The following is a 26029-nucleotide window of genomic DNA, read 5'->3' on the forward strand; positions in this document are numbered from 1 at the left end:
CCCGCGCCACACGTTGCGCACCCGCCGCCCACCCAGGAGTAACCCATGAGCGTTGTGCCGCCGATGACGGCCGTTCCGCCGATGACGGAGCAGAAGTCCGTGCCCGACCAGCCGCTCGACAAGGATTGGTGGCGTGGGGCGGTGATCTATCAGATCTATCCGCGCTCGTTTCAGGACCACAATGGCGATGGGGTGGGCGACCTGGTGGGGATCACCGAGCGGCTCGACTATGTCGCCGATCTCGGCGTGGATGCGATCTGGCTCAGCCCGTTCTTCACCTCGCCAATGAAGGACTTTGGCTACGACGTCTCCAACTACCGCGATGTCGATCCGATCTTCGGCACGCTCGGGGATTTCGACCGGCTGCTGGAGAAGGCGCATTCGCGCGGGCTGAAGGTGATCATCGACCAGGTGATCTCGCATACCTCGGACAAGCATCCGTGGTTCGCCGAGAGCCGGCAGAACCGGACCAATGCGCGGCACGACTGGTATGTGTGGGCCGATCCGAACCCGGATGGCACGCCGCCCAACAACTGGCTCTCGATCTTCGGCGGCTCGGCCTGGACCTGGGACAGCCGGCGCATGCAGTACTACATGCACAACTTCCTGACCTCGCAGCCGGACCTGAACTTCCACAACGCGGACGTGCAGGACGCGGTGCTCGGCGACATGCGGTTCTGGCTGGAGCGCGGCGTCGACGGGTTCCGGCTCGATACGGTGAACTTCTACTTCGCCTCGCTGGGGCTCGAGTCGAATCCGGTGGTGAAGCCGGAGGATTTCAACGCCTCCACCGCACCCGCGGTGAACCCCTACAATTTCCAGGAACACCTCTACGACAAGAGCCGGCCGGAGAACCTCGAGTTCCTCACCCGCATCCGTGCGCTGCTCGACGAGTATCCGGGCCGGACTTCGGTGGGCGAGATCGGGGACAGCCAGCACCAACTCGAGGTGATGGCGCAGTACACGTCGGGCACCGACAAGCTGCACATGGCCTACACGTTCGACTATCTGGGCGGGGCATTCGATGCGGGGCATTTCAAGAAGTCGATCGATCTCACCGAGAAGGACGCGCCGGAAGGCTGGATCTGCCTCGCGTTCTCAAACCACGACGTGGTGCGGCATGTGAGCCGGTGGATGAGCCATGGCGATCGCGAGGCGTTCGGCAAGCTGACGGCGACGATGCTGCTGACGATGCGCGGGTCGGTGTGCCTCTACCAGGGCGAGGAGCTGGGGCTGACCGAGGCGGAGCTGTCGTTCGAGGACCTGGTGGACCCCTACGGCATCGAGTTCTGGCCGCAATTCAAGGGCCGCGACGGATGCCGCACGCCGATGGTGTGGCAATCGTCGGCGCACCTCGGCGGCTTCTCGACCGCGCCGCGGGCGTGGCTGCCGGTGCCGGGCGATCACCTGCTAAAGGCGCCGGACCTGCAGGAAAAGCAGAACGACTCGCTGCTGCACCACTACCGGGCGACGCTGAAGCTCCGGAAGGAGCACAAGGCTCTGGTGAAGGGGACTATAAAGACGCTCGACGCGCCGGAGGGGGTGCTGATGTTCACCCGCACGGCAGATGGCGAGACGCTATTGTGTGCCTTCAACATGACTGGCGGCCCGATCGTCGTCGGCCTGCCCGACGGGATCGGGGTCAGGGGGATCGACGCTCCCGGCTCCGTCCCCGCTCCCGCCGGCGATGGCGGGCTCGACCTGCCGGCTTTCGGTGGATTTGTCGGGGCTGTCATCTAGCGCGGGAGCCGGTGGCTCTTCGACCGGCGGAGGGGGCTCAGGGGCTGCGGGTGGCGGCTCGGGTACTGACGCCGGCGGCAGCGGCCCGGGATACCGGGCGGCGAGCAACGCCTGCGTCGCGGGATGCTCCGCGGCTTCGGTCAGCTCGGAGGGCTTGCCTCCTTCGACGATGTGACCGGCCTCGAGCACCAGGATGCGGTCAGCGATGAGGCGCAGCACGTCGAAGTCGCGGCTGCCGCAGAGCACCGTGAGGCCGTAGTCCGAGCGGACACGGTTGAACAGCACCAGGAACTCGGCCTGCTCGACCGGATCGAGACGGGCGGTCGGCTCGTCGAGGACGATCAGGCTCGGGCGGCTGACCAGAGCACGCGCCAGAGCCAGGCGCTGCAGTTCCATGGCGGTGAACTGGCCCGGCAGGCGGTCGAGCACATCGGGCGCGACGCCGACAACGCGCACGGCCTCGACCAGCCGATCGGCCTGCTCGTCGATCAGCAATTGCTCTTCGACCCGCAATGGCTCGGTGAGCGACAGGCCGACCGGCAGGTCCGGATTGAAGGCGGCATGCGGGTCGGGGAACATGAAGCTGATGCGGGCGCGGGCCTCGTGGGCGAGATCGCTGCCGCGATATGGCACCCGATCGAACCCCAGCTGGCCGGAGCTGGCGCGCCCGAGCCCCGCGACCAACTGCAGCAGCACCGACTTGCCGGCGCCGGCGCCGCCGAGCAGGCCGACGGCCTCGCCACGGCGGACCGACAAGGTAATGTTGTCGAGGGCGGTGCGCGGCGGCTTGCGGTTCCACAGGCGCGAGGCCGGATCGGAAAAGCGCTTGCTGACGCCATGCAGTTCGAGAAGCGGCTCGCCGATCGGCGGGCGCGCCATGGTGCGGGTGCGGGGTTTGCCGGCGCCGATCAGCTCGCGCGTTGCGGCGTGCTGGGGATGCTCCTGCAGGGCAGCAGCCGGGGCGCGCTCGATGAGCTTGCCCTCGCTCAGGATGGCGGTTTCGAGCCCCATGGCGAGCGGCAGACGGAAATCGCGGGTGAGGATCAGCAGGGCGACGCCGCGATCGCGGTTGACGGCGAGCAGCACGCTAAGCAATTCGCGCTGCGCAGTAGGGGTGAGCGCCCTGCCCGGCTCGTCGCAGACGAGCAGCCGCGGGTGGTGATCGAGTTGGCGGGTGAGCTCGGCGGCGTCGGCATCGGGGCCGATGAGGGCGGTGTGAGCAGCCGGCAAACCGGTGCCCTCGACGACTGCGCCCGAAGGAAGCAGGCCGGCGATCGCAAGTGCAAGCAGGGTCTTGCCGCTGCCGGCGCGGCCGACGATGGCAAGTGCGGCGCCGTCGTCGAGGGCGAGGTCGATGCCGGCAAGTGGGCGCCGGCCGGCTACCGTGATGGCGAGGGCGGCGAGCTCAAGCAGCGCCATGGCGCGCTCCCCTCAAACCGCTGGCCGCCAGCATCAGCGCCAGCGCCGTGACGACGGCGACCGCGCCCGGCACGATCATCAGCAAGGGACGGACCATCATGAACTGCTGGGCGTCGCGCAGCATCAGCCCGAGGCTGACGCCGGGCGGCAGCACGCCGAGGCCGGCGAAGGACAGGCTGACCTCGATGAGAATGGCTACCGCCAGCAGTTCGAAGCCGAGGGCACCGAGTTGCGGCAGCAGGCGCGGCAGCACGTGACGCTGGGCCGCCGCCAGCGGGCGCAGGCCGGCGAGGCGCGCCGCGGCGACGAAATCACGCTGCCACAGCGGGGCGAGCACCTCGCGCGTGATGGCCGCCGCGACGACGACCCCCGGCAGGACGATCGCGAGGAAAATGGTGAGGTTGGCGGGGGCAGCCAGGCCGGCGAACACCATGCCGATCAAGAGGGCTGGCGGCAGCATGGCGATGGCATGGGCGATGAAGGTGGCGGGGCCGCGCAACAGCGCCAATGCGGCGCCGATGGGCACGCCGACGAGCAGGCTGACGAGGGTGGCGAACCAGGCGAGTAGGAGCGTTGCGAGCGTTGCGGCCATGAGGACGGACGCGCCGTCGCGGCCGGCGGCGTCGGTGCCGATCCAGTGCACCGCATCGGGCTCGGCGAGTGGTGCCAGCAAGGCCGAGCCGTGCGGGGTCCAGGCGAGGGAGACCAGCGCGAGGGTCGCGATGACTACCGCCAGCGCCCCACCGAGGACGACGCTCAGATTGACGCCGCGGCGCGCAGAGGGTGCAGCTTCGGCTGTCATTGCCGCACCGCGGGGCGAAGTGCGGGATCGACGAGCACGCGCAGCAACGCGAACAGCAGCATGCCGGAGGCGGCGACGAGGATCAGCAGGAACAGCGCACCACGCAGAAGCGCGAGGTCGTGCTGCTCGGCGGCGCCGAGGATCTGGCGGCCGAGACCCGGCAGGTAGAACACACTCTCGATCAGCGCCGCGCCGATCAGCAGCGCGCCAAAGGTGCGGCCGAGGATTTCCGGGAACTCGGGCAGCGCTCGGGCGAGCCCGATCTGCCAGGTGGCCTGCCGCTCGGGAACGCCACTGGCGCGGAGGCGGAGGATATCGGCGGGCGGCGTATCAGCGAGATCGCGGCGAACGCGCAGCGCCAGCTGGCCGGCATAGGGCAGACCGAGCGCGAGGGCCGGCAGCAGCAGCGAGGCGAGTGCGCCGGAGATGCTGTTGCCCCAGGGCACGAAACCGCTGGCGGGCAGCAGGCGGAGCAGGCCAGCGAAGATCAGCGCCAGCAACATGCCGAGCCAGAATGGCGGCACGAGCGTGAGGACGGCCGACAGCGCGCGCACCAGGCGATCGACGAGCGTACCGCGATAGCGGCCGGCGGCGAGGCCGAGCCCAATGCCGAAGGCCCCGGCGACCAGCAGCGCCAGCAGCACCAGCGGCAATGTCACTGCAAGGCGTTCGCCGAAGCCGTTAGGGCCGCTGCCGGTGTAGCCGATGAAGAGGCCGAGGAACCGCGCCCAGACGGGACGATCGACACCACCCGCGTCCGGGAGGACGTCGAGGAGCAGGAACAGCACGACGGCCGCACCGACAACTGCCCCGACGAAAACCGCGAGCCGCGTGAGGACGAAATCTCTCATGCCCCGGCGCCCCAAGAACCGATCAAATGAAGGAAAGACCCAACCGGCTAATGCTTAGTCAATGAGAGGTTAATTTCCAATGTATCGGATCAGCGCCGATCGCTGAAGCGGGTGGAAAGAATGACGGGCACCAGACCCACCAAGACGATCGTCAGCGCCGGAAGCGCCGCTTCGGTAAATAGGCTGACATTGGCGCGGGCGTAGACCACAGTCGCCAGTGTTTCGACGCCGAGCGGACGCAGCAACAGCGTCGCCGGCAGTTCCTTGACGATCTCGACGAAGACCAGTGTCGCCGCCGTCAGCAGAGCCGGCGAGAGGGTCGGCAGATCGACGCGCAACAACAGTCGCCAGCCGGTGACGCCGAGGACGCGACCGGCATCGAGCATGGTGTCGCCGCGCTTCTTCATCGCTGCATCGATGGTGGAGTGCGACACGGCGAGGAAGCGGATGGCGTAGACATAGAGCAGCGCGGCGACGGAGCCGGAGAGGATCAGGCCGGGGCGCCAATCGGCCAGCGCCATGGTCAGGCGGTTGAACCACAGGTCGGCCTGGCCGAGCGGCTGCAGCAGGCCAAGCGCTAGGACGGTGCCCGGGATGGCGTAGCCAAGGGTGGCGATACGGATGATGCCGTGCGCGGCGCGCGACTTGCCGATGCGGGCGGCGGTGAGGCCGATGGCGACGGTGATCAGCGCGCCCAGCGCGGCGAGGGTGATGGTGGTGAGGCCGGCGTTGACTGTGAGGCCGAAGGCGTCGGGGCCGAGATTGCGCAGGGCGAGCACCAGCAGCTCGCCCACCGGCACACCGAAGCCGAGCAGCAGCAGGATGCTGCAGAAGCCGACGGCGAGGGCGCGCTCGGCGCCGACCAGTTGCTCGCGCGGCGGGGCGACGCGGCTGTCGCGATGCAGCGCGTAGACGCGATCGCGGCGGGCCCATTGTTCGAGGAGGATCAGCAGGCCGATGATCAGGACGATCATCACCGCCAGTTGTGCGGCGCCGCCGAAGTTCGAGCGGTTGATCCAGGTGGAGTAGATCACCGCGGTGAGGCTGTTGACACCGAAATACTGCACGGCGCCGAGGTCGTTCACCACCTCCATCATGGCGAGGGTGATGCCGACGACGAGGGCGGGGCGGCTCAGCGGCAGGGTGACGGAGAAGAAGGCGCGAAAGCCCCCTGCTCCCAGCGTGCGCGCGGCGGCGGAGATGGAGCCCGACTGCATGACGAAGAAGGCGCGGCAGGAGGCGTAGACGTAGGGATAGAGCACCATCGAGAGGACGAAAGCGGCGCCCGTGGGGCTTTTGATCTGGGGGAACCAGTAATCCTTGATGGTTTCGCCGCCGATGACGGCGCGCAGCGCCTGTTGGATCGGGCCGGTGAAATCGAGGAACTCGACGTAGGAATAAGCCGCCAGATAGGTCGGGATGGCCAACGGCAGCACCAGCGCCCACTCGAAGATGCGGCGGCCGGGGAAATCGAAATGTGTCACCAGCCAAGCCGAGACGAGGCCGAGGACACCGGTGATGGCGCCGACCCAGGCCATCAGCGTCGCGGTTTCGCGCAAGGCCGTCGGCAGCATGGCGGCGGCGAGGCCGCCCGCGCCGGTGGTGTCGAGCGCGGCGATGGCCAGCCAGAGGATCGGCAGGCCCATCAGGGCCAGCAGCACAATGGCCGAAACCGGCGGGAGCTTGCCCTCGCCGGTTCCGGATCTCATCGGTGCTGCAGTCGTTCGGCTGATGCTCAGCCTCCGCCTCTAGTTAGTTCTGCGCACCTTCGTTGAATTTCAGCTCATCGACCAGCGCCGCCGCTTCGTCGCGGAAATCGGCAGTGGCTGTGAGAGAGACCTTCGAGGGCTTGAGTGTGCCCCAGCTCTGGGTCAGTTCAGCCGGCTTGACGCTCGTTACCGCCGGATACTCGTAGTTGGCATCTGCGTAAAGCTGCTGCGCCTCGTCGGAGAGCAGGAATTCGATCAGCTTGTTGGCGTTGTCGGCGTTCGGCGCGTATTTGGCGATAAAGGCGCCGGCGGCGTTCACCTGGGTGCCGTCAGTCTCGGCGTCCGGATAGACGATGCGGGCGGAGGCGGCCCAGTCCTTCTGCTCGGGCTCGGCGTCGTTGGTGAGCATCAGGCCCATATAGTAGGTGTTGGCGATGGCGAGATCGCACGAACCCTCGAGGATGGCCTTGACCTGAGCGCGGTCGTTGCCGGCCGGCGGAGCCGACATGTTGTCGCGCACGGCGGTCAGCCAAATTCGGGTCTTGTCCTCGCCCCAGGCGGCGATGCGGTTGGCAACAAGGCCGATATTGTAGGCGTGGTCGCCCGGACGGGTGCAAAGGCGGCCCTTCCACTCGGGCTTGGCAATGTCCTCATAGGTCAGCGCGGTGGCCTCGACGCGGTCCTTGCTGACGTAGAAGACCCGGGCGCGCAGCGACAGCGCGGCCCAGTGGCCGTCGGCGTCGCGGAACTCCGGCGACAGGCGTTCGGTCAGCGCCGGGGTGGTGATCGGTTGGGTCAGGCCCTGCGTCTTGGCGCCGACGAGGTTGCCGATATCAACGGTGAGCACGACGTCGACCGGCGACAGTTCGCCTTCGGCGGCGACGCGCTCGAGCAGGCCGTCACCGGCGTAGAGCACGGTGGCCTTGACGCCGGTGGCGGCGGAGAATTCGTCGAGCAGCGGCTGGATCAGACCGGGCTCGCGGTAGCTGTAGATATTGACTTCGCCGCTCTGGGCAAAGCTCGGCGCGGCGGTGCCGGCAATCATCGCGGCGCCAAGCAGCGTAGCCGACAGTCGCATCGTCATGGTCATCAGAATCTCCTGTGATCGGCGCCCGTGAGGCGCCGGTGACAGGGGCAAACACGAATTCTGACACGTAAAGTCAACAATCCGGCGCGACAGATTGTTGCCGGTTTGTGACCGTCTTTTAGAACGGTTCCAGGGCGGCGCTGGAGTCGCCAGCAGAGCCGCCGGTTTCGGGGTTGCCGGCGGCGTGGGTCGCTGCGGCAACGTGTCCGCGCTAGTTCTGCGGGCCTTCGTCGAAGCGGAGTTCGTCGACGAGGGCGCTGGCTTCCTTGCGGTGGGCGGCGATCTCGGTGAGCGGGGTCTTGTCGGCCTTGAGTTCGCCCCAGCTCGCGACGAGATCGGACGGGGCGACGCCGGCGACCACGGGGAATTCGTAGTTGCCGCTGGCATAGAGGTGCTGGGCTTCGTCCGACAGCAGGAATTCGACCAGCTTCTGGGCGTTGGCCTGGTTGGGCGCGTACTTGGCGATCACTGCGCCCGAGACGTTCACCTGCGTGCCGTCGCCATCGGGATCGGGGTAGATGATGCGGGCGGCGGCGGCCCAGGTCTTCTGCTCGGGCTCGGCGTCGTTGTTGAGCATCAGGCCCATGTAATAGGTGTTGCCGATAGCGAGGTCGCAGCTGCCATCGAGGATCTTTTTCACCTGATCGCGGTCGGCGCCGGAGACCGGGCCATTGAGGTTGTCGCGCACCTTGGTGAGCCAGTCGCGGGTCTTGTCGACGCCCCAGTGCGAGATGCGGGTGGCGATCAGCCCGATATTGTAGACGTGCTGGCCGGAGCGGGTGCAGAGGCGCCCTTTCCACTCGGGCTTGGCGATATCCTCGTAGGTCAGCGCCGTCTCGGGGACGCGATCCTTGCTGGCATAGAAGACGCGTGCTCGCAGCGACAGGGCGATCCACTGGCCATCCGGATCCTGGTAGGCGGCGGGGACACGGGCCTGCGCCTCGGCCGGGATCGCCTGGGTGATGCCGAAATCCTTGGCGTTGGCGAGATTGCCGATATCGACGGTCAGCACCACGTCGGCGGGCGACAGCTCGCCCTCGGCCTGGACGCGTTCGAGCAGGCCGTCGCCGGCGAACAGCACGTTGGTCTTGATGCCGGTTTCGGCGGTGAACTTGTCGAGCAGCGGCTGGATCAGGCCGGGCTCACGGTAGGAGTAGACATTGACCTCGCCGCTCTGCGCCAGGACGGGCTGCGTGGCACCTACAGCCAGCGTGAGAATGAGTGCGGTGCCGAAACGCGAAATCAAAGTCATCGTTAAATCCCGATCGCGGGAGCTCCCGCTCGGGCGCGTTTTGCTTTTTCTGACCGGGGAAGTCAACAAACCGGATCGTGAACGGCTAACGACGCTCGAGACCGGCAGCCGCGAGGACATCGTCCGATGCCGGCGACAACAGGAATTTCGACAGCAACTGCGCAGCGCTTGCATCCCCTGCCTTGGCGCTGATGCCAATGGCGAAGTCGATGTAGCTTTGGAGTTGCGAGGGAAACCGACCGACAAGCACGACCTCGGGAGCGGCGGCGAGGATCGACGTCACGGGGACAACCGCAAACTCGGCCTCGCCCCGCGCTACGGCAGTCGCGGTATGCCCGCCCTCTGTGGCCACCAGCTTGGGCTTCACCTCATCCGCCAACCCCAGGCGCTCCAGCAAGGCGGAGAAGTATGCCCCGCTGGTTCCTTCGCTGGCGTAGGCGATTGATCGGGCGCTCTTCAACGCCTGTGCGAATGCGTCCACCGACCCAATATCGAGCGGCTGGCTGCCCGCTTTGGCTGCGAGGCCCATGGCTGTTCGACCAAATGCGGCCTGGCTTCCCGCTTCGACCTTGCCGAGGTCGGCCAGATCCTGAACCAGGTTCGGATTGATGATGACGAGATCGAAGGGTTCCCCGGCTTCGATCTGCTTCTTGACCACCGGATTGAGCTCCCACTTCGCCGCGACCGTCAGTCCGGTGGCAGCTTCGAACTCGGGTATCAGCGCCAGGATGGCGGGGCGGATCGCGATAGCGCCAAGAAGCCGGATCTCCCGCTTCACGCCCCGGCCTCGCGAACCAGATCCGCCGGGATCAGCAGCGAGAACATGGTGCCGACGCCGACCGCCGGATCGACGGAGAGCGACAGGGCGTTGACCGCCAGCAGCGAGCGGGTGAGCGCCAGGCCGACGCTGGAACGCACCGGCTGGAGGGTTTCGCCATCCTTGCCGATGCCGTCGCGGAACACCACGAAGCGCTCGCCGAGGTCGCGGCGGGCCTCGCCGCCATCGCGAACGTTGACGATCACCGCACCATCGTCCTCGCGCTGCGCCGACAGGATGACCGAGCCGCCAATGGGGGTCTGGTCGATGGCGCTGGCCAAGAGGTTGAGGATGGCCTGGGTGAGCGAGGCAGTGTCGGCGGAGATGCGCGGCAGGCTTTCGGAGACGGCGCTCCGCACCAGGACACGCGCCTCGCCGGCCTGGCCGCGGACGCGCATCAGGCAGCTTTCAAGCAGCGCCGCAAGATCGATATCGGTGGCGGTCGCCGGATAGCGGCCTTCGCGCAGCCGGGCATAGTCATCGAGTTCGTCGAAGAGGGTGGCGATCTCCTGCCCGGCGGTCTTGATGTCCTGCGCGTATTCCAGATAGCGCTGGTTCTCGATCGAGCCGAACGCGGCCGAGCGGATCAGGTCGGCAAAGCCGATGACGGTGTTGAGCGGCCGGCGTACGCCACGGCTGATGCGGGTGAGCATCGAGGGTTCGACCTCGTCGGGCACCGGCGGGGTGACGGGGGTCGGCGCGGCCCAGGTCACGGTCTTCCTGAGGAAGGCGTAGTAGCCGGCGACGATCCCCGCCTGGCCTTCGGCGAAGAGCGTGATGCGGGTGTTGGGCACCGAGCCGGTCAGCACGATCGCCGGGCGCGACGTCTCGGCGAAACGGGCCGGACGCTCGAGGAAACGCTTCAGCTCGCCGAGTTCGGATGGTTCGACGAAGCTGGCGAGCGGCTTGCCGACGATATCTTCCTCGATATGGCCGATGACGATGCGGCCGTTGAGCGACACCGAGGTGACCATGCCGGACCGGTCGGCGGCCAGGAAGCCGTCATCGGTGGTTTCGGCGGCGAGTTCGGCGAAGGTGCGGACGGCGGCTTCGTGGCCGATACGGTTCTCGGCGACGCCGGCCGACAGCATCAGCGCCGGGCGGCCATGCCAGGTGATCGACTGCAGCCGCGCGTTGACGGTGGCCAGCGAGCCGTCGCGGCGTACCAGCTGCGTCACCGGGCCCGACACGGCGCTGTCCTCTGATGGGAAGATGGCGGTTAGGCCGGCGGCCCGCAGGCTCTCGATCGACTCATAGCCCGTGAGATCGGTGAGCGCACGGTTGGCGAACAGCACCTGCTGATCGCGGAACACCAGGATGCCGAGCGGCAGCCGGTTGAGGATAAAGGTCTCGCCGGTGAGATTGATCAGCGCGCCATCGTTGGCGGCCGTCGGCGGCGCCGTCTCCTCGGGCTGCGCCGGCGACTGGGCGCTGACGCGATCGGTGAGGATGCGGCTCAGCTCGTCGAAATTGTAGCGCGAGACGCGCTCGACGGTCTCGGCGTCCGGGATCGGCGCGTCCTCGACCGGCTCTTCCTCGGCCGGGAGATCTGGCGTCAACGCGGCGAAGCCACGGCCGATGACGCGCCAGACGGTGGCCTCGACCGGCTCCGGCTCGTCTTCATCGTCGTCGGCAAAATCGATCAGCGCGCCGATGACATCGGGCTCGGGGGCTTCGACAGGCTTGGGTGCCTCGGCAACGGGCTCTGGCTCGAGCGCTTCGGCGACAACCTCAATAGGCTCCGCGACGGGCTCCGCGGGCGCGGCAACCGGTTCGGGCTCGACAGGCTCGGGTTCCACGATCGGCTCGGGAACCAGTGGCGCTTCGACCGGCTCCGGCGGCGGCCCCTCGAAGTGATCGTCGGCAGGGTTGAGGGCGGTATAGAGGCCGCTGTCGTCCGCCAGGCGGTCGAAAAGCGAGGCGAGCGTGCCCGGTGCTTCGGGGGCCGCGGGAATCGGCTCGACCCAATTGTCTTCCTCGGCGACCACCGGCTCGTCGTCGGCATGTTCGGCCGGCGGCAGGCCCAGGGGCAGCAGCGGCTCGGATTCGGGCTCTATGGTGGGTGGCGCGGCAGGCGCGTCCTCGCGGTCGATAACGCCCTCCTCCGCCCGGACGTCGGCGATGGCTCGCGCAGGCGCCGCATCGGCAGGGCGCTCGAACAGCAGCAGCATGGCGTCGTGCGGGCTGGCCTTGAAGCGCGTCAGCTGCAGCGCTTCGCCGGCCAGTTCGACATCGGCGCTTTCGGCCTCGTGCGGCAGGCCCTCGCTCTCGATGATCGGGCCGAAATGCTCGAGAGCGTAGCGGCTGCCGCCGGTGATCTGGCTGTCCTCGCTGATCAGCAGGAATTCGGTGCCAGGAGGCAAGAGGCCCGCGGTCAGCGCGTCGACCTGCATCGAGTCGTTCGCCTCGAGCAGTTCGGGTTCGATCGGATCGACGCCAACGATGAGGAGGCCCGTGTCCCCGCTCTCCAGTTCGAGCGGGGTGCAGGTGCAGGTGGTGGAGATCGGGCGCTCGCCGGCGAGGAACTGGATGCGGCTGAGGCTGGCGCGGCCCATCGAGCCGAGGCGGATGAGCCGGGCGATCTGGCCCTTGATCGGCACGGCTTCGGGCGCGAGTTTCAGCCCGTGCTTCTTGATCTTGCCGTGGAAGTAGCGTGCCGCGTCGTTGCGCCAGAGCAGGGTTTCGCCGTCCTGCGACCACAGCCAGGCGGGGCGCGCATCAGCCCAGTGCAGCAGCACCAGCCGGGCCGTCGGCGATTTGATCCACTCAGCGCGCACGCATTACTCTTTTCCTGCCTCGTGCCAATTCGACACAAAGCGAACTCGGAATTTAATCTTCTCTAAATATCCCGGGGCTTTGACGGGGTCTATATCGCCCGGACATAAGGGGCTGGCATTCGGTCCCGATGGTTAAGCCGGGCTCCGTCAACAGGCAGTGAAAACAGGGCCAAATCGGCGCTTGCCAGCGGCAAGAAGTGAAACTATGGTCCGCCGCGCTTGCCGGGCCGCCTTAGCTCAGTTGGTTAGAGCGCTAGATTGTGGATCTAGAGGTCCCCCGTTCGATCCGGGGAGGCGGTACCACTCCCGCACTGGCTCCGGCACCAAGCAAAAATCCCCCACCGAACTGACCGAACGCTGGCCCATCCGGGTCTAGCGTGGCCCTGACATGGAGCGTGCCAATGGCCCGCGAATTCATCCTGACCGGTGCCCCGGGCGCCGGAAAAACCGTTATTCTACGGGCACTTGAGGTCGATGGGATCGATGTGGTCGAAGAGGCCGCAACCGATGTGATCGCGTTGGAACACGGCCGCGGCGAGGGCGAGGCCTGGAAGGGACCGGCGTTCATCGAGCAGATTGCGCGGCTGCAGCTGCAGCGGGCGGCGAGGCCAGCGGTTGGGGCGGTGCGGGTATCGGACCGGTCGCTGATCTGCACGCTGGCGCTGGCGGAATACCTAGGCCATCCGGTGCCGGAAATGCTCGTCGAATCAATAGGCTCGATGGTCGCTGCGGGGCAGTTCGAGCGGCGGGTGCTGTTCGTCGAGCTGCTCGGGTTCATCACCAGGACGGAGGCGCGGCGGATCAGTTTGGAGGATTCGCGGCGGTTCGAGCGGTTCCATATCGCGGCGTACGAGCGGTTCGGGTTCGAGCTGGTGCGGGTGCCGCCGGGGCCGATCGAGGAGCGAATGGCCCTCGTGCGGTCACAGATCGGCCTCGGGATTGCCCCCGCGATGAACCGGTTCTGAACGGCGCGTTGGAGGCAGGTTCAAGCGCCGGGCGGCAAACAGGGTGCAACACTCCATTCACCATGTCGCCCGGGGCTCGCATGTCCAACACGCTCAAGTTCTTCGCCACCACCATCGTCGCCGCCGCGCTGTCGATCGCGCCGGCCTTCGCTGCGCAGTCGCCGGCGGGCACCTGGCAGACGGTTACCGGCGAGTCGCGCTTCGAGGTGACGTTGTGCGGCGACGGCACCGAGGTGTGCGCGAGGTTGGTGTGGCTGCGCGACGATGCGCGCACCGCCGAGAACCTCAGCTATCTCAACTCGTATGTGCTGAAGGGCGCCAAGCGGGCGCTCGAGAACAAGTGGCGCGGCAGCGCGGAGTACATGGGCGAAGTGGTGAAGGGCACGCTGACGCTGGTCGACGGCAACACCATTACCATCAACGGCTGCAAGGGCGCCTTGTGCCAGAAGTTCGAACTGACGCGGATTTGACCGCAAAATGACCCGGAACCGCCGCAACCTGCCCTACTATCCGGACGTTATTGAAGTGCCACGCGTAGACGGAGTATTCCAGATGGAACGCCGCAGCTTTAGACTGACCTCACCGGCTGCCAGCCGCAGGGCCAAGCTCTGGTTGGCGGCGTCGAACGACGTGCGCCTGCGCCCCACCAACCCGATCGCCCCGATCACCGCCCCAGAGCTGCCGATGATTGTCAGCTTCGAAGGGCTGACCGAGGCGGAGCAGCGCGCCGCGCTCGCCGCCTTCCCGGGCGGCAAGCGGTTCGTGCTGCAGGGCTGAAGGCTACTGCGATAGGCGAAGGTCGGAAATGTTCTCGCCGATCTTCCTGAAGGCATTATTCAGTTCATCGCCGCCGTCCGCGCTGTATGCCTTGGAAGGATCGCTGGCGCAGGCGGTGAGCATGTCCACCTCATCACCCGTCGCGGGGAGGTTGAAGCCCACGGTGTAAACCACGATGTCCTCCTCCTTCATGTTGTGGCAGAGGTCCTCCGCCTGCCCCATAGGGCCCGCCATGATCCCGGTGGTCCCGTTCGGTGCAGTGCAACCGGAGTAGCTGGGGTTCACACCCTTGCAATACTCAGTATTGTAAAGGCCGTCGGTCATGATGATGACGATCTTGAGCGTGTTGGGCGCATCGTAAGCGGCGGGCTTGGACTCGAAATCTCCTCCCACCACGTCCGCCGCGTCATCGAACAACTCGGCGAAGTGCGGCGAAACCAGGTACCAGGCCCAGGCACTGCCGATCTGTCCCGCAGTCGAGCCGCTCGGCAGGAGCGCATTGGCCACCGTGTATGCCTCCAGCTTGCTCTTGTCGGACGTCAGCGGCTGCATCTTGGCGGCGCTGCCACAGGTACCCGTATCGGTGTAGTGGATCGCGAGCGGCGTCGTGCTCGGAGCGGTATCAATGAAGCTGTTCGTGCTGCGCTCGGTGACGCAACTGGCCGTGGGCACATAGGTTCGGCTTGCGCCCAGCCGGTAGTACGAGCAGCCATACTTCATGCAGAACGACGCGCCGCCTGACGTGTAAGCGCTGAACGTGGTGCCGCCCCATACCCCGAGCGGTGAGCTGTTGATGATGAACATGTCGTTCGTCAGTTTCGTCACCTGGAAAATTCGCGAATTTGTCGACTTGTTGAAATTCAACTGCGTCATTCCAGCGACACCGGTGAATACGACATAGTCACTTGTCGCGTGTCCGTGGGCAGCCGACGTTACCGCGATGTCGCACGTGGCGTTATGGCACCGTTGTACGGTGCCGCCGCTGGTGTAGGTCGAGTATGAGCCACCACTGGTGTTTACGTTTGATCCAGAGACAGTCTGCAAGGAAAACTTCTTTGTCTGCCCGGTGATCGGGACGACTTTGTATATCTTGCCGTTGACCTGCGTCATGCCGACGACGCCAGAAATGTAGACGTAGTCACCGCTCGAGAAGCCGTGGTCGACGGAGGTCGTGACGACGCCCGGATTGGCCTTGGTGATGCCGGTGATCGACTTCGACGCGCCGTTTTTCCAATCCGCTGCCGTGACGGCCGTCGAGCCGATGATGCTGCCCCGCGCCTCAACCGCATAGGCGGCGCCGACGCTGACTGCGGTGGAAAAGGGAACTAGCGCCATCTTGGAGTACGTCGGCGTCTGCACGTCCTTGACCACGAGCGGGATCAGCGTCCCCAGCGCGGTCTGCAACTGAGTGATACCGGTCGTGCCCATCGAGCCGGTGGTGTCGAGCGCCACGGCGACTTCGAGATTGATCGAGCCACGCGTCGCCTCGGACTTGACGCTGGTGGTCATGCTGGAAATGCCGACCAACTGGACGAAGGCCATGGGGACGGTGAGCGTACCCCTGAGCTCCAGGGTGCCGGTGGCGGTGGTGGCATCGGCGACGTCGACCGTGACGGTCAGGCTGTCATCGTTCAGACGTTCGACGACCAGGTCCTGCGCCTGGACGCGAAGCTCCTCTTCAGTATCGTCATGGATCTTGGGGGCAAGTCCGAGAGCGGCGGAATCGAACGCGATCTGCGCCTTGGCGCGGGCCGCTTCCAGCGAGGTGTAATCCACCACGGCGCCCGCCATGGCGACAAGGACAATGGCCATGAGGCCGAAGATGACGGCGAAAACGCCGCGCTCGTCGGCGCGGAACCGGTTCAGAAGCTTGAAAATGCCGCGCATGGCGCCGGAAAACCCCCAGAATTCCGGCGTCAGTGTCGCTGAAAATCCTAACTAAAGAACAATCACCTTCGCGCCAATTTTGACTCGGGCGTATAGGTCCTCGACATCATCATTGACCATGCGGATGCAGCCCGAGGACACGTCCTGGCCGATGGTCCAGGGCTCGTTGGTGCCGTGGATGCGGTAGAGCGTCGAGCCGATATAGATGGCGCGGGCGCCGAGCGGGTTGTTGATGCCGCCGGGCATGTAGTCGGGCAGCTCGGGGCGGCGCTTCTTCATCTCGGCGGGCGGGGTCCAGCCTGGCCATTCGCGCTTGTTGGAAACGCGGTGCGTGCCGCTCCACTCGAAGCCAGATTTGGCCGTGCCGATGCCGTAGCGCAGCGCCTTGCCGTTGCCGAGCACCAGATAGAGGTGCTTCTCGCCGGTATTGACGATGATGGTGCCGGCTTTCTGGTTGGATTTGTAGGCAACGACCTGGCGGCGGAACTGCGGCGCGAGGCGGACCTTGTTGCTCTTCAGCTGCAGCCCGTGGCGCGGCTTGCCATTGCTCAGCGACATGCCGGGCGGCGGATCGAACATGAAGAAGCCCTGCGCGGCATGGGCAGCATCGGCGAACAACGAGAAGGAAACGAGGCAGGCAGCGGCGGCGAGCACCGCCCGGGACGAACGCAGCATGGCACATACTCTTCGTTACGAATGCAACGCCCGAGGCAGATCGAGCGCGGCGAAGTATTGACGAGAATGCCGAATGGCCGGTGAAGCGGGATGGTTAAGGGAGGGTTGGCAGGGGCGGAGTTCTAGATGACGGTGGGCCGGAGCCTGGTCGTCGATCGAGTTCCGAAGATCCCCCCCCACGGGGGTGGGGGCGCTCTTCCCGCACGGGGCTTTTTGGACCGACTATGCCACCTTCTCGGCCAGCAGGTCATCGAGCTGGTCGTAGCTCAACGCCATGCCGTCGGTCATGCCGGTCGCGAGGACCTGGTCGCGCATGGTTCGCGACTCGAAGCTCATGGTGATGCTGAGGGTGGTGCGGTTGCCGGTTTGCTGGAACGTGGTGGTGACCAGCGCCTCACCCGGCTGGCCGATCATGCTCTCGGTGTGGACCAGGCGCCCGGGCACGATGATCTCGCGGTAGCGGCCGGTGAAGCCGAATTCGGAGGCATCGGTGTCGTTGCGCCAGATGTAGCGGTAGGTACCGCCGACCTTGAGGTCGATCTCGCAGACCGGCATGCTCCAGCCGGGCGAGCCGATCATCCATTTCTGTACCAGCTGGGGCTGCGTGTGGCAGGCGAATACCAGGTCGGCCGGAGCATCGAAGCTGCGCGTGACGGTGACGGCGCGGTCGGTCGGGTGGGTGACGTTCACGGGCGTCGGCATGATGGGACTCCACTTTGCATAACCTGAATGTTCTATAACGTTTCGGTTATGCACGGTCAAGGGTTACGTTGCCTTCGTGGCGCGCGCCCTGCCCTACAGCAGTATCCGCCCCGCATCCGGCTCTTCCGGGATCTGCCAGCCGTCGGGCAACAAGCGACCAAGCGCGGCGGCGGCATGGGCAAGGCTGAAGGGTTTGGTGAGGACTTCGCTGGCGCCCAATTCCCGGGCGCGGGCGATGGTCTCGCGGTTGGGATAGGCGGTGATCATCACCACGGGCACCTGCCCGTTGGCGGAAAAGCGCGGATCCCGGATGACCTCGAGCAGCGCCGCGCCATTCATTTCCGGCATGTACCAATCCATGAACACGATATCGTAGCGCGTTGCCTGGATAGCGCCCACGGCCGGGGCGGCGCCGGCGAGTTCATCGATAGCGACGAGGCCGAGCTTGCGCAGGGTTGCGGCAACGGCGGAGCGCGCATACGCATTGTCGTCGACGACGAGCGCCTTGAGGTCTTGCGGCAGGATCATTGGCGTGGCCCCCCAGCCGATTCGCCGATGGCCACATCTATTTACCGGGAGTTAACCATGTCAACGCCGACCGAGGTGAGCCGCTGCGGCTGGGCCGGGAGCGACCCGCTCTACCAGCACTATCACGACCGCGAATGGGGGCGGCCGGTGACGGACGATACGCGGCTGTTCGAGAAGCTCTGCCTCGAGGGATTCCAGTCGGGGCTGGCCTGGATCACCATCCTCAGGAAGCGCGAGAACTTCCGCGCGGCATTCCATGGCTTCGACATCGAGAAGGTGGCGGCGATGGGGGAGGCCGACATCGAACGGCTGCTCGGGGATGCCGGCATCATCCGGCATCGGGGCAAGATTGCCTCGACCATCAACAATGCCAAGCGGACGCTGGAGATCCGGCGCGAGTTCGGCTCGCTGGCGGCCTATGTCTGGCGGTTCGAGCCGGAGCCGGTGAAGGGGCCGATCTTTGCGGGAAGCATTCCGGCGGAGACGGAGGCGTCGAAGGCGATGAGCAAGGATCTGCGGAAGCGCGGGTTCTCGTTCGTGGGGCCGACGACGAGCTACGCGTTCATGCAGGCGATGGGGCTGGTGAACGATCATGTGGATGGGTGCTTTTGCCGGGCGGAAGCCGCGGCGGAGCGTAAGGCGCTGAAGCGGCCTTAGGGGACCATCGGCTCCATCACCTTCTCCCCTTGTGGGAGAAGGTGGCCGACAGGCCGGACGAGGGGTCCGCAACCGCAGGTTGCACGATCGGAGCGAAGGCGACGAGCGACGGAGTGCGCGGAGACAACCCCTCATCCGCCCTTCGGGCACCTTCTCCCACAAGGGGAGAAGGCGACCACCGAAGGATCACTGCCTGATCAGCAGCAGTGCCAGAAGCTCGAGCTTGCTCAGGTTGAGCCTCGGACGCAACTCGTCAGACGCGTGGGCCGCACGGGCCGGGTCCCGGGGCTTTTGCGCGCTGCGGCGGAGGCCGGGTTTGCGTGGAAAGAACATTGGTTTCGTCCGGCGTAGTTGCGCCGGCTCCCTCAATAGCGGCTTTGCTGTTGACGGCTCAGGAACAGCACCAGCAGTTCGAGGCCGGCGATGTTGCCGGGCGGCATCTCGTCGTTTCGTCGCTCCCGAGGCGGAAGCGGTTCGTCGACCGCGGCATTCCGGCGTCTGCCGCCGGGAAATTTGAGTAAGAACATTGCGTGTCCGGACGCGGGGTTCGCGCCGGCTCCCTGATTGATGAATTGAAACTGGTGGGGCCGGCTCTCGCCGACCCCAGTTCTTGCCGCCTACATCCGGAAATCGGGCGGGAGCCCGATATCCCTCAGCAGGTGGGGCGACAGCGGGGCTGCGCTGCCCCGGCGATAGGGCCGGAGGACGCGACGCAGCATCGCGTCGGCACGACGCCGGGCGATGAACAGACGCAGGCGCCCGACGAGGCCGAGTTGCCCGAGGTCAAGCCCGGGCGTGGAGAGGATGCGCGCAGTGGCGCGGTCCCTGACAATGAGAACCATTTGGCTCGTCCGGGCCGAAGCCCGGTCCTCTGGTGAAAGCAGAGGGACGGCCGGAGCGGTTGGCTGCGAACCCCAAGTCCGCAGCCGATCGCTTATCGGTAGTCCCAGTGGCTTTTCGGCTCCATCACCTCGGGCATCAGCCCGAGATCGCGACGGAGATGGCTTGGCACAGGTGGCGAACCGCGAGACTTGTAGCGTCTCGCCGCGCGGGCCAGCTGGGCGTTGGCAAGCATCGTGACGGCAGCTGAAACCAGCGCGCCTGCGACGCCGACATGGGTGTGCGCCGGAGCGCGGTGAGTACGTGCCGGGGCACGGGTCTGGAGTTCGAGAGTCATGATCTCATCCGGGCGCAATGCGGCCCGGTCCTCTGGTTGAGAGACAATGGTGGTGGCGACGGAATCCGGACGCGCGAAGACGCCGAATGGCGATGCCGGTTGCTGACGTTCAGTCGAGGCTAGAAAGAGCTGGTGGGAAGGACCCCGGGGAGGGGTCGGCGCGAATTAGGCGCGATAGCAACCAGCTGGGAGAACGCCAGGACCGGAGACGAACATCGAATGAATCATGCGTCGCCTCCTCTTTGGTTGGCGTTGAACGACGCGGTTGGTACGCCGACTCGAAACCAATGCCAACCCCCGATGCGACAGCCTGCCGCACCACGGATGTTACTGTTGCCGGAAAGACACAGGTCCGTTCCTTGAGTCGACGGGGGCTTTCCGTTAGGAACCAGCCTCAGATTCCGGGCTCCGAACAGCAAACACCATGACCGACAAGAAGAAGCTCATCGCGCCGCGGCTGCCGCGCGGCTTCGAGGACCGTTTGCCGGTCGATATTTCCGCCGTCAACGCCATGACTGCGAAGATTCGCGCGGTGTACGAGCGCTATGGGTTCGATCCGGTGGAGACGCCGCTGCTCGAATATACCGACACGCTCGGCAAGTTCCTGCCCGACACCGACCGGCCGAACGCCGGCGTGTTCTCGCTGCAGGACGACGACGAGCAGTGGATGAGCCTCCGCTACGATTTGACGGCGCCGCTGGCCCGGCATTTTGCCGAGAATTTCGACAAGCTCGCCAAGCCCTATCGCAGCTATCGGGCGGGCTATGTGTTCCGCAACGAGAAGCCGGGACCGGGGCGGTTCCGCCAGTTCATGCAGTTCGATGCGGATACGGTCGGCGCGGCGGGGCCCGAGGCCGATGCCGAGATGTGCATGATGCTCGCCGATGTCATGGACGCGCTGGGCCTGACGGGGAAGTACGTCGTCAAGGTCAACAATCGCAAGGTGCTGGACGGCGTGCTCGAGAGCGCCGACGTGCACGAGTACGAGCAGAAGCTCGCGGTGCTGCGCGCCATCGACAAGCTCGACAAGTTCGGCACCGACGGGGTCAGGCTATTGCTCGGCGAAGGCCGCAAGGACGAGAGCGGCGATTTCACCAAAGGCGCCGGACTGTCGGCCGCCCAGCAGCAGGTTGTGCTCGATTTCATTGCGGGCAAGGCGCCCGAAGAGAATGAAGGCGTCGGCGAACTGCGGGTGATGGAGGCACTGTTCCGAGCCGCTGGCTATGGTCAGGATCGGATCGAGATCGATCCCTCCATCGTGCGCGGTCTCGAATACTATACCGGCCCGGTCTTCGAAGTTGTGCTCACCTTCCCGGTGACCAACGAGAAGGGCCAGGAAGTGATCTTCGGCGCCGTGGGCAGCGGTGGTCGCTATGACGGCCTCGTCTCGCGCTTCCGCAGCGAGCCCGTCCCTGCGACGGGCTGCTCGATCGGCGTTTCCCGCCTCGCTCATGCGCTGAAGCTCACCGGCAATCTCAGTGCCGCCGAGCCGGTCGGGCCTGTCGTGGTGCTGGTGATGGATCGCGAGCAGACGGCGCGCTACCAGGAGATCACCTCGCGGCTGCGCCGGGCGGGGATCCGGGCTGAGATGTTCATGGGCAACACCAAGAATTTCGGCAAGCAGGTGGCCTATGCCGACAAGCGCAACGCGCCCGCGGTGATCATCGAGGGCACGCAGGAGCGCGAGCAGGGCATCGTGCAGATCAAGGACCTGATTGCCGGCAAGGAAGCGGCGAAAGCCATTTCCGACAATGCCGAGTGGAAGGCCGAGCGGCCGGGCCAGTTCGAATGCAAGGACGAGGACATCGTCGAAAAGATTTCGGCGCTGCCCGCTGTCGCCGCTTACCTGGAAGCCAATAAGTGAAGACAGCGTCGGAGAGATACGCAGCGCTGGTGCGGCTGGTCGAGTCGCGCACCGTGACGCGCGCCACCCCGGCGCTGCTGCTGCCGGCGGGGCCATATTTCGACCTCGCGGGCGAGGAGTTCGGCCGGAACCTCTTGCTCACCACCACCAATAACGGCGTCGAGTACTGCCTCAGGCCGGATTTCACCCTGCCGATCGCGCAGCAATATCTCGAGGACGGGCTGCTGGGCGCGCCCTCGGCCTATACCTATCTCGGGCCGATCTTCCGCCAGTACAACTCGACGCCGGTAGAGTTCGAGCAGGCGGGCCTGGAACTCTTGGGCCAGGCCGACGCCGACAACGCGCTCGACCAGGTGCTGACCTTCGCGCGCTGGGCGCTGGCGATCTACGACATCACCGCGCCGAATGTGCGGCTGGGCGGCGTCGGGCTGTTCGAGGCGTTCCTCGAGGCGGCGCAGATCCCCACGGCGTGGCGGAGCCGCATCCGTCACCGCTTCGGCCACCCCGAGGCGCTGGAGCGGCTGATGGACCGGCTGGCCAACCCCGAGCAGCGGGTCGAAGCCCCTGCCCCGGACAGCCGCGACACGGTGATCGAGATCGTCACCGATGCGATGCTGTCGGGCGGACTTAGCCTCATCGGCAGCCGTACGCCGGAAGAAATCGCCGACCGCTATCTCGAAAAGCAGGCGCTGGAATCGGCGCCGATCCCGCCCGAGACCGTGGCGCTACTGCAGAACTACCTGTCGGTGGCTGAGAGCACCGAGACGGCGTTCGAGCGGATTTCGGAGATGTGCAAGGAAGCCGGGTTCGATTTCGACGAGCCGCTGTACCAGGTACGTAACCACGCTGCGGCTCTCGCAGCGCTGTCGCCGAACGCCGACGTGATCTTCGACGCGAGCTTCTCGCCGCGACTCGACTACTACACCGGCATCGTGTTCGAGATGACCGGGACAGACGGCGAGGTGCTGGCGTCGGGCGGCGAATACGATCGCATGCTGGAGCGGCTGGGCGCGGGCGAGCCGGTGAAGGCATCGGGCTGTGCGCTGTGGGTCGACCGGCTGGAGAGGGAGGCCGAACAATGAGCACTTTGCCCGGCGGCCTGACGCTCGCCATTCCCAGCAAGGGCCGCCTCGAAGAGCTGACCCGCAAGGCGTTCTCGACGGCGCGGATGAACATCGCCCGCCCCGGCGGCGCGCGCTCCTATGTCGGCTCGATCAAGAACCAGCCGCAGGTGACGGTGCGATTCTACCCGGCGGCCGAGATTGCGCGAGAGCTGATCCTCGGCGGCGTCGATATCGGCGTGACCGGCTCGGACCTGATCCACGAAGCCAGCGAGAACGGCGAAGAGAACGTGCTGTTCGTGCGCGGGCTGGGGTTCGGCGAGGCCAATGTGGTGGTGGCGATCCCCGACAGCTGGATCGACGTGCAGCAGATGACCGATCTCGCGGACGTCGCGTCGGACTTCCGCTCGCGCCATGGCCGCTGGCTGCGCGTCGCGACCAAGTACGTGAACCTCACGCGGCGGCATTTTGCCAAATACGGCATTGCCGAATACCGCATCGTCGAAAGCGCTGGCGCGACTGAGTCTGCTCCTGCCGCAGGTTCCGCCGACCTGATCGTCGACATCACCTCGACCGGCTCGACGCTCGCCGCGAACCAGCTGCGGGTGCTGGAGGACGGGCTGATCATGAAGTCCGAGGCGAACCTGATCGTCTCGCGTACCGCCGACTGGACGCCGCTGCGCAAGGCGCAGCTCGAGGCGCTGCTGTCGATCATGGGCGGGGTGCCGCCGGGGATCTCCACCCTGCTGTGACCTTCGACCTGACGATCCTCGTCGCGCTCGGCTTTGTCGGGCTGCTTGCCGGCTTTGTCGACGCCATTGCTGGTGGCGGCGGGCTGATCGCGCTGCCAGTGCTGCTGTCTGTGGGTATCCCGCCGGTCACGGCGTTCGGCACCAACAAGCTGCAATCGGTGGTAGGGACGGCAATCGCCGCCTTCACCTACTGGCGCAAGGGGTTCGTGTCGCTGCAACTGCTGGCGCTGGCGATCCCGCTGACGTTCATCGGCTCGTTCCTCGGGGCGCTGGCAGTCAAATCGGTCGACACGACCGTGCTGCAATACGCCGTGCCTGTGGCGCTGATTGCCGTCGCGCTCTACTTCGCCTTTGCTCCAAAGCTCACCGACGAGGATAGCCACGCCCGGCTCAGCGTCGCGGTCTTCGTGCCGCTGATGGGGTTCGCGATCGGCTTCTATGACGGCATCCTGGGGCCCGGCACCGGATCGTTCCTGACGCTCGGCTTCGTGACGCTGTTCGGGCTCGGCGTGACACGGGCGGCGGGGCATACCAAGGTGCTGAACCTCACCTCGAACATTGGGGCGCTGGCGCTGTTCATTCCGTCGGGAAACGTGGTGTGGCCGGTGGCGGCGGTGATGATCATCGGGCAGATCGCCGGCGGCTATCTCGGGGCGCTCACCGGCATCCGCTTCGGCGCGAAACTGATCCGGCCGCTGGTGGTGGTGATCTCGGTCGCACTGGCGGTGAAGCTGCTGGCGTTCCGCTAACGGCGGAAGCGCAGCACGCGCCGCTCGATCCGGCCCTGCAGTAGCGGCGCGATGAGGCTCAGCGCGTGGGCGAGCTGGCGCGGGACAGCGCGCAGTTCGTTGAGCGCCCCCTGCAGACCGCTGCGGCTCGACTGGCGCTTGCCGCGGATATCGGAGGGGACGGCGACCTGCTCCTGCTCGCAGATGGCGGGCTCCAGGATGTACGGCGCGAGGCGGTCGAACAGCTTCGAGCGGCCGGGATTGAACATCATCTGGTCGATCGGATCATCCACGGAGGCGGTGGCGGCGAGCAGCATGCGGGCCCCGGCGACCGAGACGACGTAGCCGGCGGTACCGGCGCATTTGCCGTAGAAGCGGCCGACGCGGCGACCGTGGGCGGGCCGGGCGTCGCGATCCATGAACATCGGGCGGAGCCGGCCGTAGCGCTCGAGCTTCACCACATCGGCGCCCGGCGGGATCCAGCTGCCGTCAGCGAAGAACTGCCCGCAATCGTCGGAGAGGATCGCGTCGTCCTCGAGCACGACGGCATGGGGCGCCCCGCTCTCGAGGAAGAGCCGCCAGAACTTGCGGTGACTGAGCGTACAGGCGAGATCGCCCTTCGAGATGCGGCCATGGGAACCGGTGCGAACTTCGATCTCGTCGAAATTCTCTGAGGCCGACTGCGCGTCGACGGCGTCGATATAGTCGAACTCCAGCCCCAGCCGATCGGCCTGTTCCTGCATGAACGCCCTGCGGTCGGGGCGGCGCGCCAGATTGATCACGTAGACATGCATTCGACACCGCAGGGTGGTCAGGATTGACGCTGAGCTTCTTGGCCAATGCCGGTCGTGATGGCAAGCGCCGTAGCCGGCGCTTCAGGCTTCGTTGAGGACGCACGGAGAGTTGCGTCGCCGGTGGCGGCTGAAAACGTTAGTATCTCGAATAACTTACATTCGGCAGGTGAAATTATGCGCGCATTTCTGGGCCTGATGGGGATGGTGTTTCTGCTGCTCGTTGCCGCACCGGCACAGGCGGCGAGCTTCGATTGCAGCAAGGCGACGGCGCCCGACGAGAAGGCGGTGTGCCAGGATGGCGTAACCTCGGCGCTCGACAGCGAGATGGCCGGATTGTTCTTTGCCTACGACAGGGTGCCGATGCTGATGGGATCGAGCGGGGCGCGGCACGACGATGCCGAGGCATTCCTCGCAGAGCGCGGCAAATGCGGCGCCGATCTCACCTGCCTGCGCAAGGTCTACACGGCGCGCATCGCGACGCTGAGGGAGAGCATCGAGGTGTCGATGAAGCAGTTCTTCGACCTGCAGAACAACACCCCGCCGGTGACCGTTCCCGTGCCTCCGGGCATCGAGACGATCATTGCCGGCTATGCCGACCAATGCACCAAGCTTGGCGGCTCGCTGGCCGCCGGGGCCAACCGGCCGCTGATGATGAGCACCGACCTCGATGGTGACGGGATTGCCGACTATCTGCTCAACCCGCAGAACCTGCAGTGCAGCACCACTGCGACGGCGTTCTGCGGCAATGGCGGATGCCAGATCGATATCGCGGTGTCTCGGGATGGGTTCGCCGAGCCGATCGAGGCAATGGGCGGCATGCCGACGCTGGTGCAGTCGGAGGCCGGAACGGTTGCCAAGGTGTGGGTGGACGCCAGCAACTGCCCGAAGGCCGCCGCTGAGGACGCATGCTGGGCGAGTTACGCCTGGGTGGATGGGAAGCATGCGGTGACGTATGCGGCGCAGCCGGCGCCGGCGATGTAGGGGGCGCGCGCCAGCCTCTCCGTGATC

The 26029-nt window shown here is 66.2% G+C and carries 25 protein-coding genes, 1 tRNA gene and 1 pseudogene; 11 read left to right on the plus strand and 16 right to left on the minus strand.

Translation table 11 applies throughout. From position 1 onward, the window contains the following. Positions 1–81 precede the first annotated feature (81 nt). Positions 82–1740 carry a beta-galactosidase BglA gene (bglA, locus tag AC1DYL_RS18270; RefSeq protein ID WP_477174315.1) on the plus strand — a complete coding sequence of 553 codons (1659 nt, stop codon included), beginning with the start codon at positions 82–84 and terminating at the stop codon, positions 1738–1740. A 330-nt stretch (positions 1741–2070) separates the two neighbouring features. On the opposite strand, the pseudogene AC1DYL_RS18275 reads toward bglA, so the two are convergent. From AC1DYL_RS18275 to AC1DYL_RS18310, 8 genes and pseudogenes are all read right to left on the minus strand, one after another. Next, positions 2071–3159, minus strand: a pseudogene (locus AC1DYL_RS18275) (ATP-binding cassette domain-containing protein); the annotation flags it as partial. Next, positions 3146–3961, minus strand: a complete 816-nt coding sequence (locus AC1DYL_RS18280) for an ABC transporter permease (protein ID WP_477174273.1) — start codon at positions 3959–3961, stop codon at positions 3146–3148. The pseudogene AC1DYL_RS18275 and the gene AC1DYL_RS18280, both read right to left, overlap by 14 nt. After that, a complete protein-coding gene (locus tag AC1DYL_RS18285) occupies positions 3958–4812 on the minus strand; it encodes an ABC transporter permease subunit (protein ID WP_477174274.1) in 855 nt (284 codons plus the stop codon). Before AC1DYL_RS18285 ends, AC1DYL_RS18280 begins: the two co-directional genes overlap by 4 nt. 89 nt (positions 4813–4901) lie before the next feature. Next, entirely contained in the window at positions 4902–6521 is a 1620-nt protein-coding gene (locus AC1DYL_RS18290; RefSeq protein WP_477174275.1) for an ABC transporter permease, read from the minus strand. Positions 6522–6564: 43 nt separating this feature from the next. Then, positions 6565–7611 (minus strand): extracellular solute-binding protein, encoded by a 1047-nt coding sequence (locus tag AC1DYL_RS18295; protein ID WP_477174276.1) that lies wholly within the window; start codon positions 7609–7611, stop codon positions 6565–6567. Positions 7612–7819: 208 nt separating this feature from the next. Continuing rightward, entirely contained in the window at positions 7820–8860 is a 1041-nt protein-coding gene (locus tag AC1DYL_RS18300) for an extracellular solute-binding protein (RefSeq protein ID WP_477174277.1), read from the minus strand. 85 nt (positions 8861–8945) lie between these two features. After that, positions 8946–9638: a molybdate ABC transporter substrate-binding protein gene (modA, locus tag AC1DYL_RS18305; RefSeq protein WP_477174278.1), complete on the minus strand. Its 693-nt coding sequence runs from the start codon at positions 9636–9638 to the stop codon at positions 8946–8948. Then, positions 9635–12454, minus strand: a complete 2820-nt coding sequence (locus tag AC1DYL_RS18310; protein WP_477174279.1) for a sensor histidine kinase — start codon at positions 12452–12454, stop codon at positions 9635–9637. Before AC1DYL_RS18310 ends, modA begins: the two co-directional genes overlap by 4 nt. 226 nt (positions 12455–12680) lie before the next feature. Between AC1DYL_RS18310 and AC1DYL_RS18315 the strand changes: the two genes are divergently transcribed. The 4 genes from AC1DYL_RS18315 (at position 12681) to AC1DYL_RS18330 (ending at position 14196) form a co-directional block, all read left to right on the plus strand. Then, positions 12681–12757: transfer RNA gene (locus AC1DYL_RS18315), tRNA-His, on the plus strand. A 98-nt stretch (positions 12758–12855) separates the two neighbouring features. Beyond that, positions 12856–13419 carry an AAA family ATPase gene (locus AC1DYL_RS18320; RefSeq protein ID WP_477174280.1) on the plus strand — a complete coding sequence of 188 codons (564 nt, stop codon included), beginning with the start codon at positions 12856–12858 and terminating at the stop codon, positions 13417–13419. Between the two features lie 80 nt (positions 13420–13499). Further along, positions 13500–13889: a DUF2147 domain-containing protein gene (locus AC1DYL_RS18325; protein ID WP_477174281.1), complete on the plus strand. Its 390-nt coding sequence runs from the start codon at positions 13500–13502 to the stop codon at positions 13887–13889. Positions 13890–13896: 7 nt separating this feature from the next. Then, positions 13897–14196 carry a hypothetical protein gene (locus tag AC1DYL_RS18330; protein WP_477174282.1) on the plus strand — a complete coding sequence of 100 codons (300 nt, stop codon included), beginning with the start codon at positions 13897–13899 and terminating at the stop codon, positions 14194–14196. Positions 14197–14199: 3 nt separating this feature from the next. On the opposite strand, the gene AC1DYL_RS18335 is transcribed toward AC1DYL_RS18330, so the two are convergent. From AC1DYL_RS18335 to AC1DYL_RS18350, 4 genes are all read right to left on the minus strand, one after another. Beyond that, the gene (locus AC1DYL_RS18335) at positions 14200–16083 is read right to left on the minus strand and encodes a ubiquitin-activating E1 FCCH domain-containing protein (protein ID WP_477174283.1); all 1884 of its coding nucleotides are present in this window, start codon (positions 16081–16083) and stop codon (positions 14200–14202) included. A 51-nt stretch (positions 16084–16134) separates the two neighbouring features. Further along, complete coding sequence (locus AC1DYL_RS18340; protein ID WP_477174284.1) at positions 16135–16758, minus strand: L,D-transpeptidase; 624 nt, start codon at positions 16756–16758, stop codon at positions 16135–16137. 222 nt (positions 16759–16980) lie between these two features. Then, a complete protein-coding gene (locus AC1DYL_RS18345) occupies positions 16981–17460 on the minus strand; it encodes an SRPBCC family protein (RefSeq protein WP_477174285.1) in 480 nt (159 codons plus the stop codon). A 93-nt stretch (positions 17461–17553) separates the two neighbouring features. Beyond that, the gene (locus AC1DYL_RS18350; protein ID WP_477150522.1) at positions 17554–17988 is read right to left on the minus strand and encodes a response regulator; all 435 of its coding nucleotides are present in this window, start codon (positions 17986–17988) and stop codon (positions 17554–17556) included. A gap of 57 nt (positions 17989–18045) precedes the next feature. On the opposite strand from AC1DYL_RS18350, the gene AC1DYL_RS18355 reads away from it, so the two are divergent. Next, a complete protein-coding gene (locus AC1DYL_RS18355; protein ID WP_477174286.1) occupies positions 18046–18645 on the plus strand; it encodes a DNA-3-methyladenine glycosylase I in 600 nt (199 codons plus the stop codon). 365 nt (positions 18646–19010) lie between these two features. Here AC1DYL_RS18355 and AC1DYL_RS18360 read toward each other — a convergent pair whose 3' ends face one another. The 3 genes from AC1DYL_RS18360 to AC1DYL_RS18370 form a co-directional block, all read right to left on the minus strand. After that, positions 19011–19172, minus strand: a complete 162-nt coding sequence (locus tag AC1DYL_RS18360; protein ID WP_477174287.1) for a hypothetical protein — start codon at positions 19170–19172, stop codon at positions 19011–19013. Positions 19173–19262: 90 nt separating this feature from the next. Then, positions 19263–19487 carry a hypothetical protein gene (locus tag AC1DYL_RS18365; protein WP_477174288.1) on the minus strand — a complete coding sequence of 75 codons (225 nt, stop codon included), beginning with the start codon at positions 19485–19487 and terminating at the stop codon, positions 19263–19265. 92 nt (positions 19488–19579) lie between these two features. Next, positions 19580–19822 carry a hypothetical protein gene (locus tag AC1DYL_RS18370; protein ID WP_477158301.1) on the minus strand — a complete coding sequence of 81 codons (243 nt, stop codon included), beginning with the start codon at positions 19820–19822 and terminating at the stop codon, positions 19580–19582. A 424-nt stretch (positions 19823–20246) separates the two neighbouring features. On the opposite strand from AC1DYL_RS18370, the gene hisS reads away from it, so the two are divergent. From hisS to AC1DYL_RS18390, 4 genes are read left to right on the plus strand one after another with little or no spacing between them, the layout of a single operon-like run. Further along, positions 20247–21686 carry a histidine--tRNA ligase gene (gene hisS, locus AC1DYL_RS18375; RefSeq protein WP_477174289.1) on the plus strand — a complete coding sequence of 480 codons (1440 nt, stop codon included), beginning with the start codon at positions 20247–20249 and terminating at the stop codon, positions 21684–21686. After that, positions 21683–22768, plus strand: coding sequence for an ATP phosphoribosyltransferase regulatory subunit (locus tag AC1DYL_RS18380; RefSeq protein ID WP_477158303.1), 1086 nt, complete (start codon positions 21683–21685; stop codon positions 22766–22768). The genes hisS and AC1DYL_RS18380 overlap by 4 nt, the downstream gene beginning before the upstream one ends. Further along, a complete protein-coding gene (gene hisG, locus AC1DYL_RS18385; RefSeq protein ID WP_055884785.1) occupies positions 22765–23499 on the plus strand; it encodes an ATP phosphoribosyltransferase in 735 nt (244 codons plus the stop codon). The genes AC1DYL_RS18380 and hisG overlap by 4 nt, the downstream gene beginning before the upstream one ends. After that, positions 23496–24248 (plus strand): TSUP family transporter, encoded by a 753-nt coding sequence (locus AC1DYL_RS18390; protein ID WP_477150516.1) that lies wholly within the window; start codon positions 23496–23498, stop codon positions 24246–24248. The genes hisG and AC1DYL_RS18390 overlap by 4 nt, the downstream gene beginning before the upstream one ends. Here AC1DYL_RS18390 and AC1DYL_RS18395 read toward each other — a convergent pair. After that, positions 24245–25021: a glycosyltransferase family 25 protein gene (locus AC1DYL_RS18395; protein ID WP_477174290.1), complete on the minus strand. Its 777-nt coding sequence runs from the start codon at positions 25019–25021 to the stop codon at positions 24245–24247. The two genes, AC1DYL_RS18390 and AC1DYL_RS18395, sit on opposite strands and share 4 nt — an antisense overlap. Before the next feature lie 174 nt (positions 25022–25195). Here AC1DYL_RS18395 and AC1DYL_RS18400 point away from each other — a divergent pair, with 174 nt between their 5' ends. Then, complete coding sequence (locus AC1DYL_RS18400; protein ID WP_477174291.1) at positions 25196–26002, plus strand: lysozyme inhibitor LprI family protein; 807 nt, start codon at positions 25196–25198, stop codon at positions 26000–26002. The last annotated feature ends 27 nt before the right edge of the window (positions 26003–26029 follow it).

The sequence above is a fragment of the Devosia sp. P1_H9 genome, assembly GCF_056405135.1.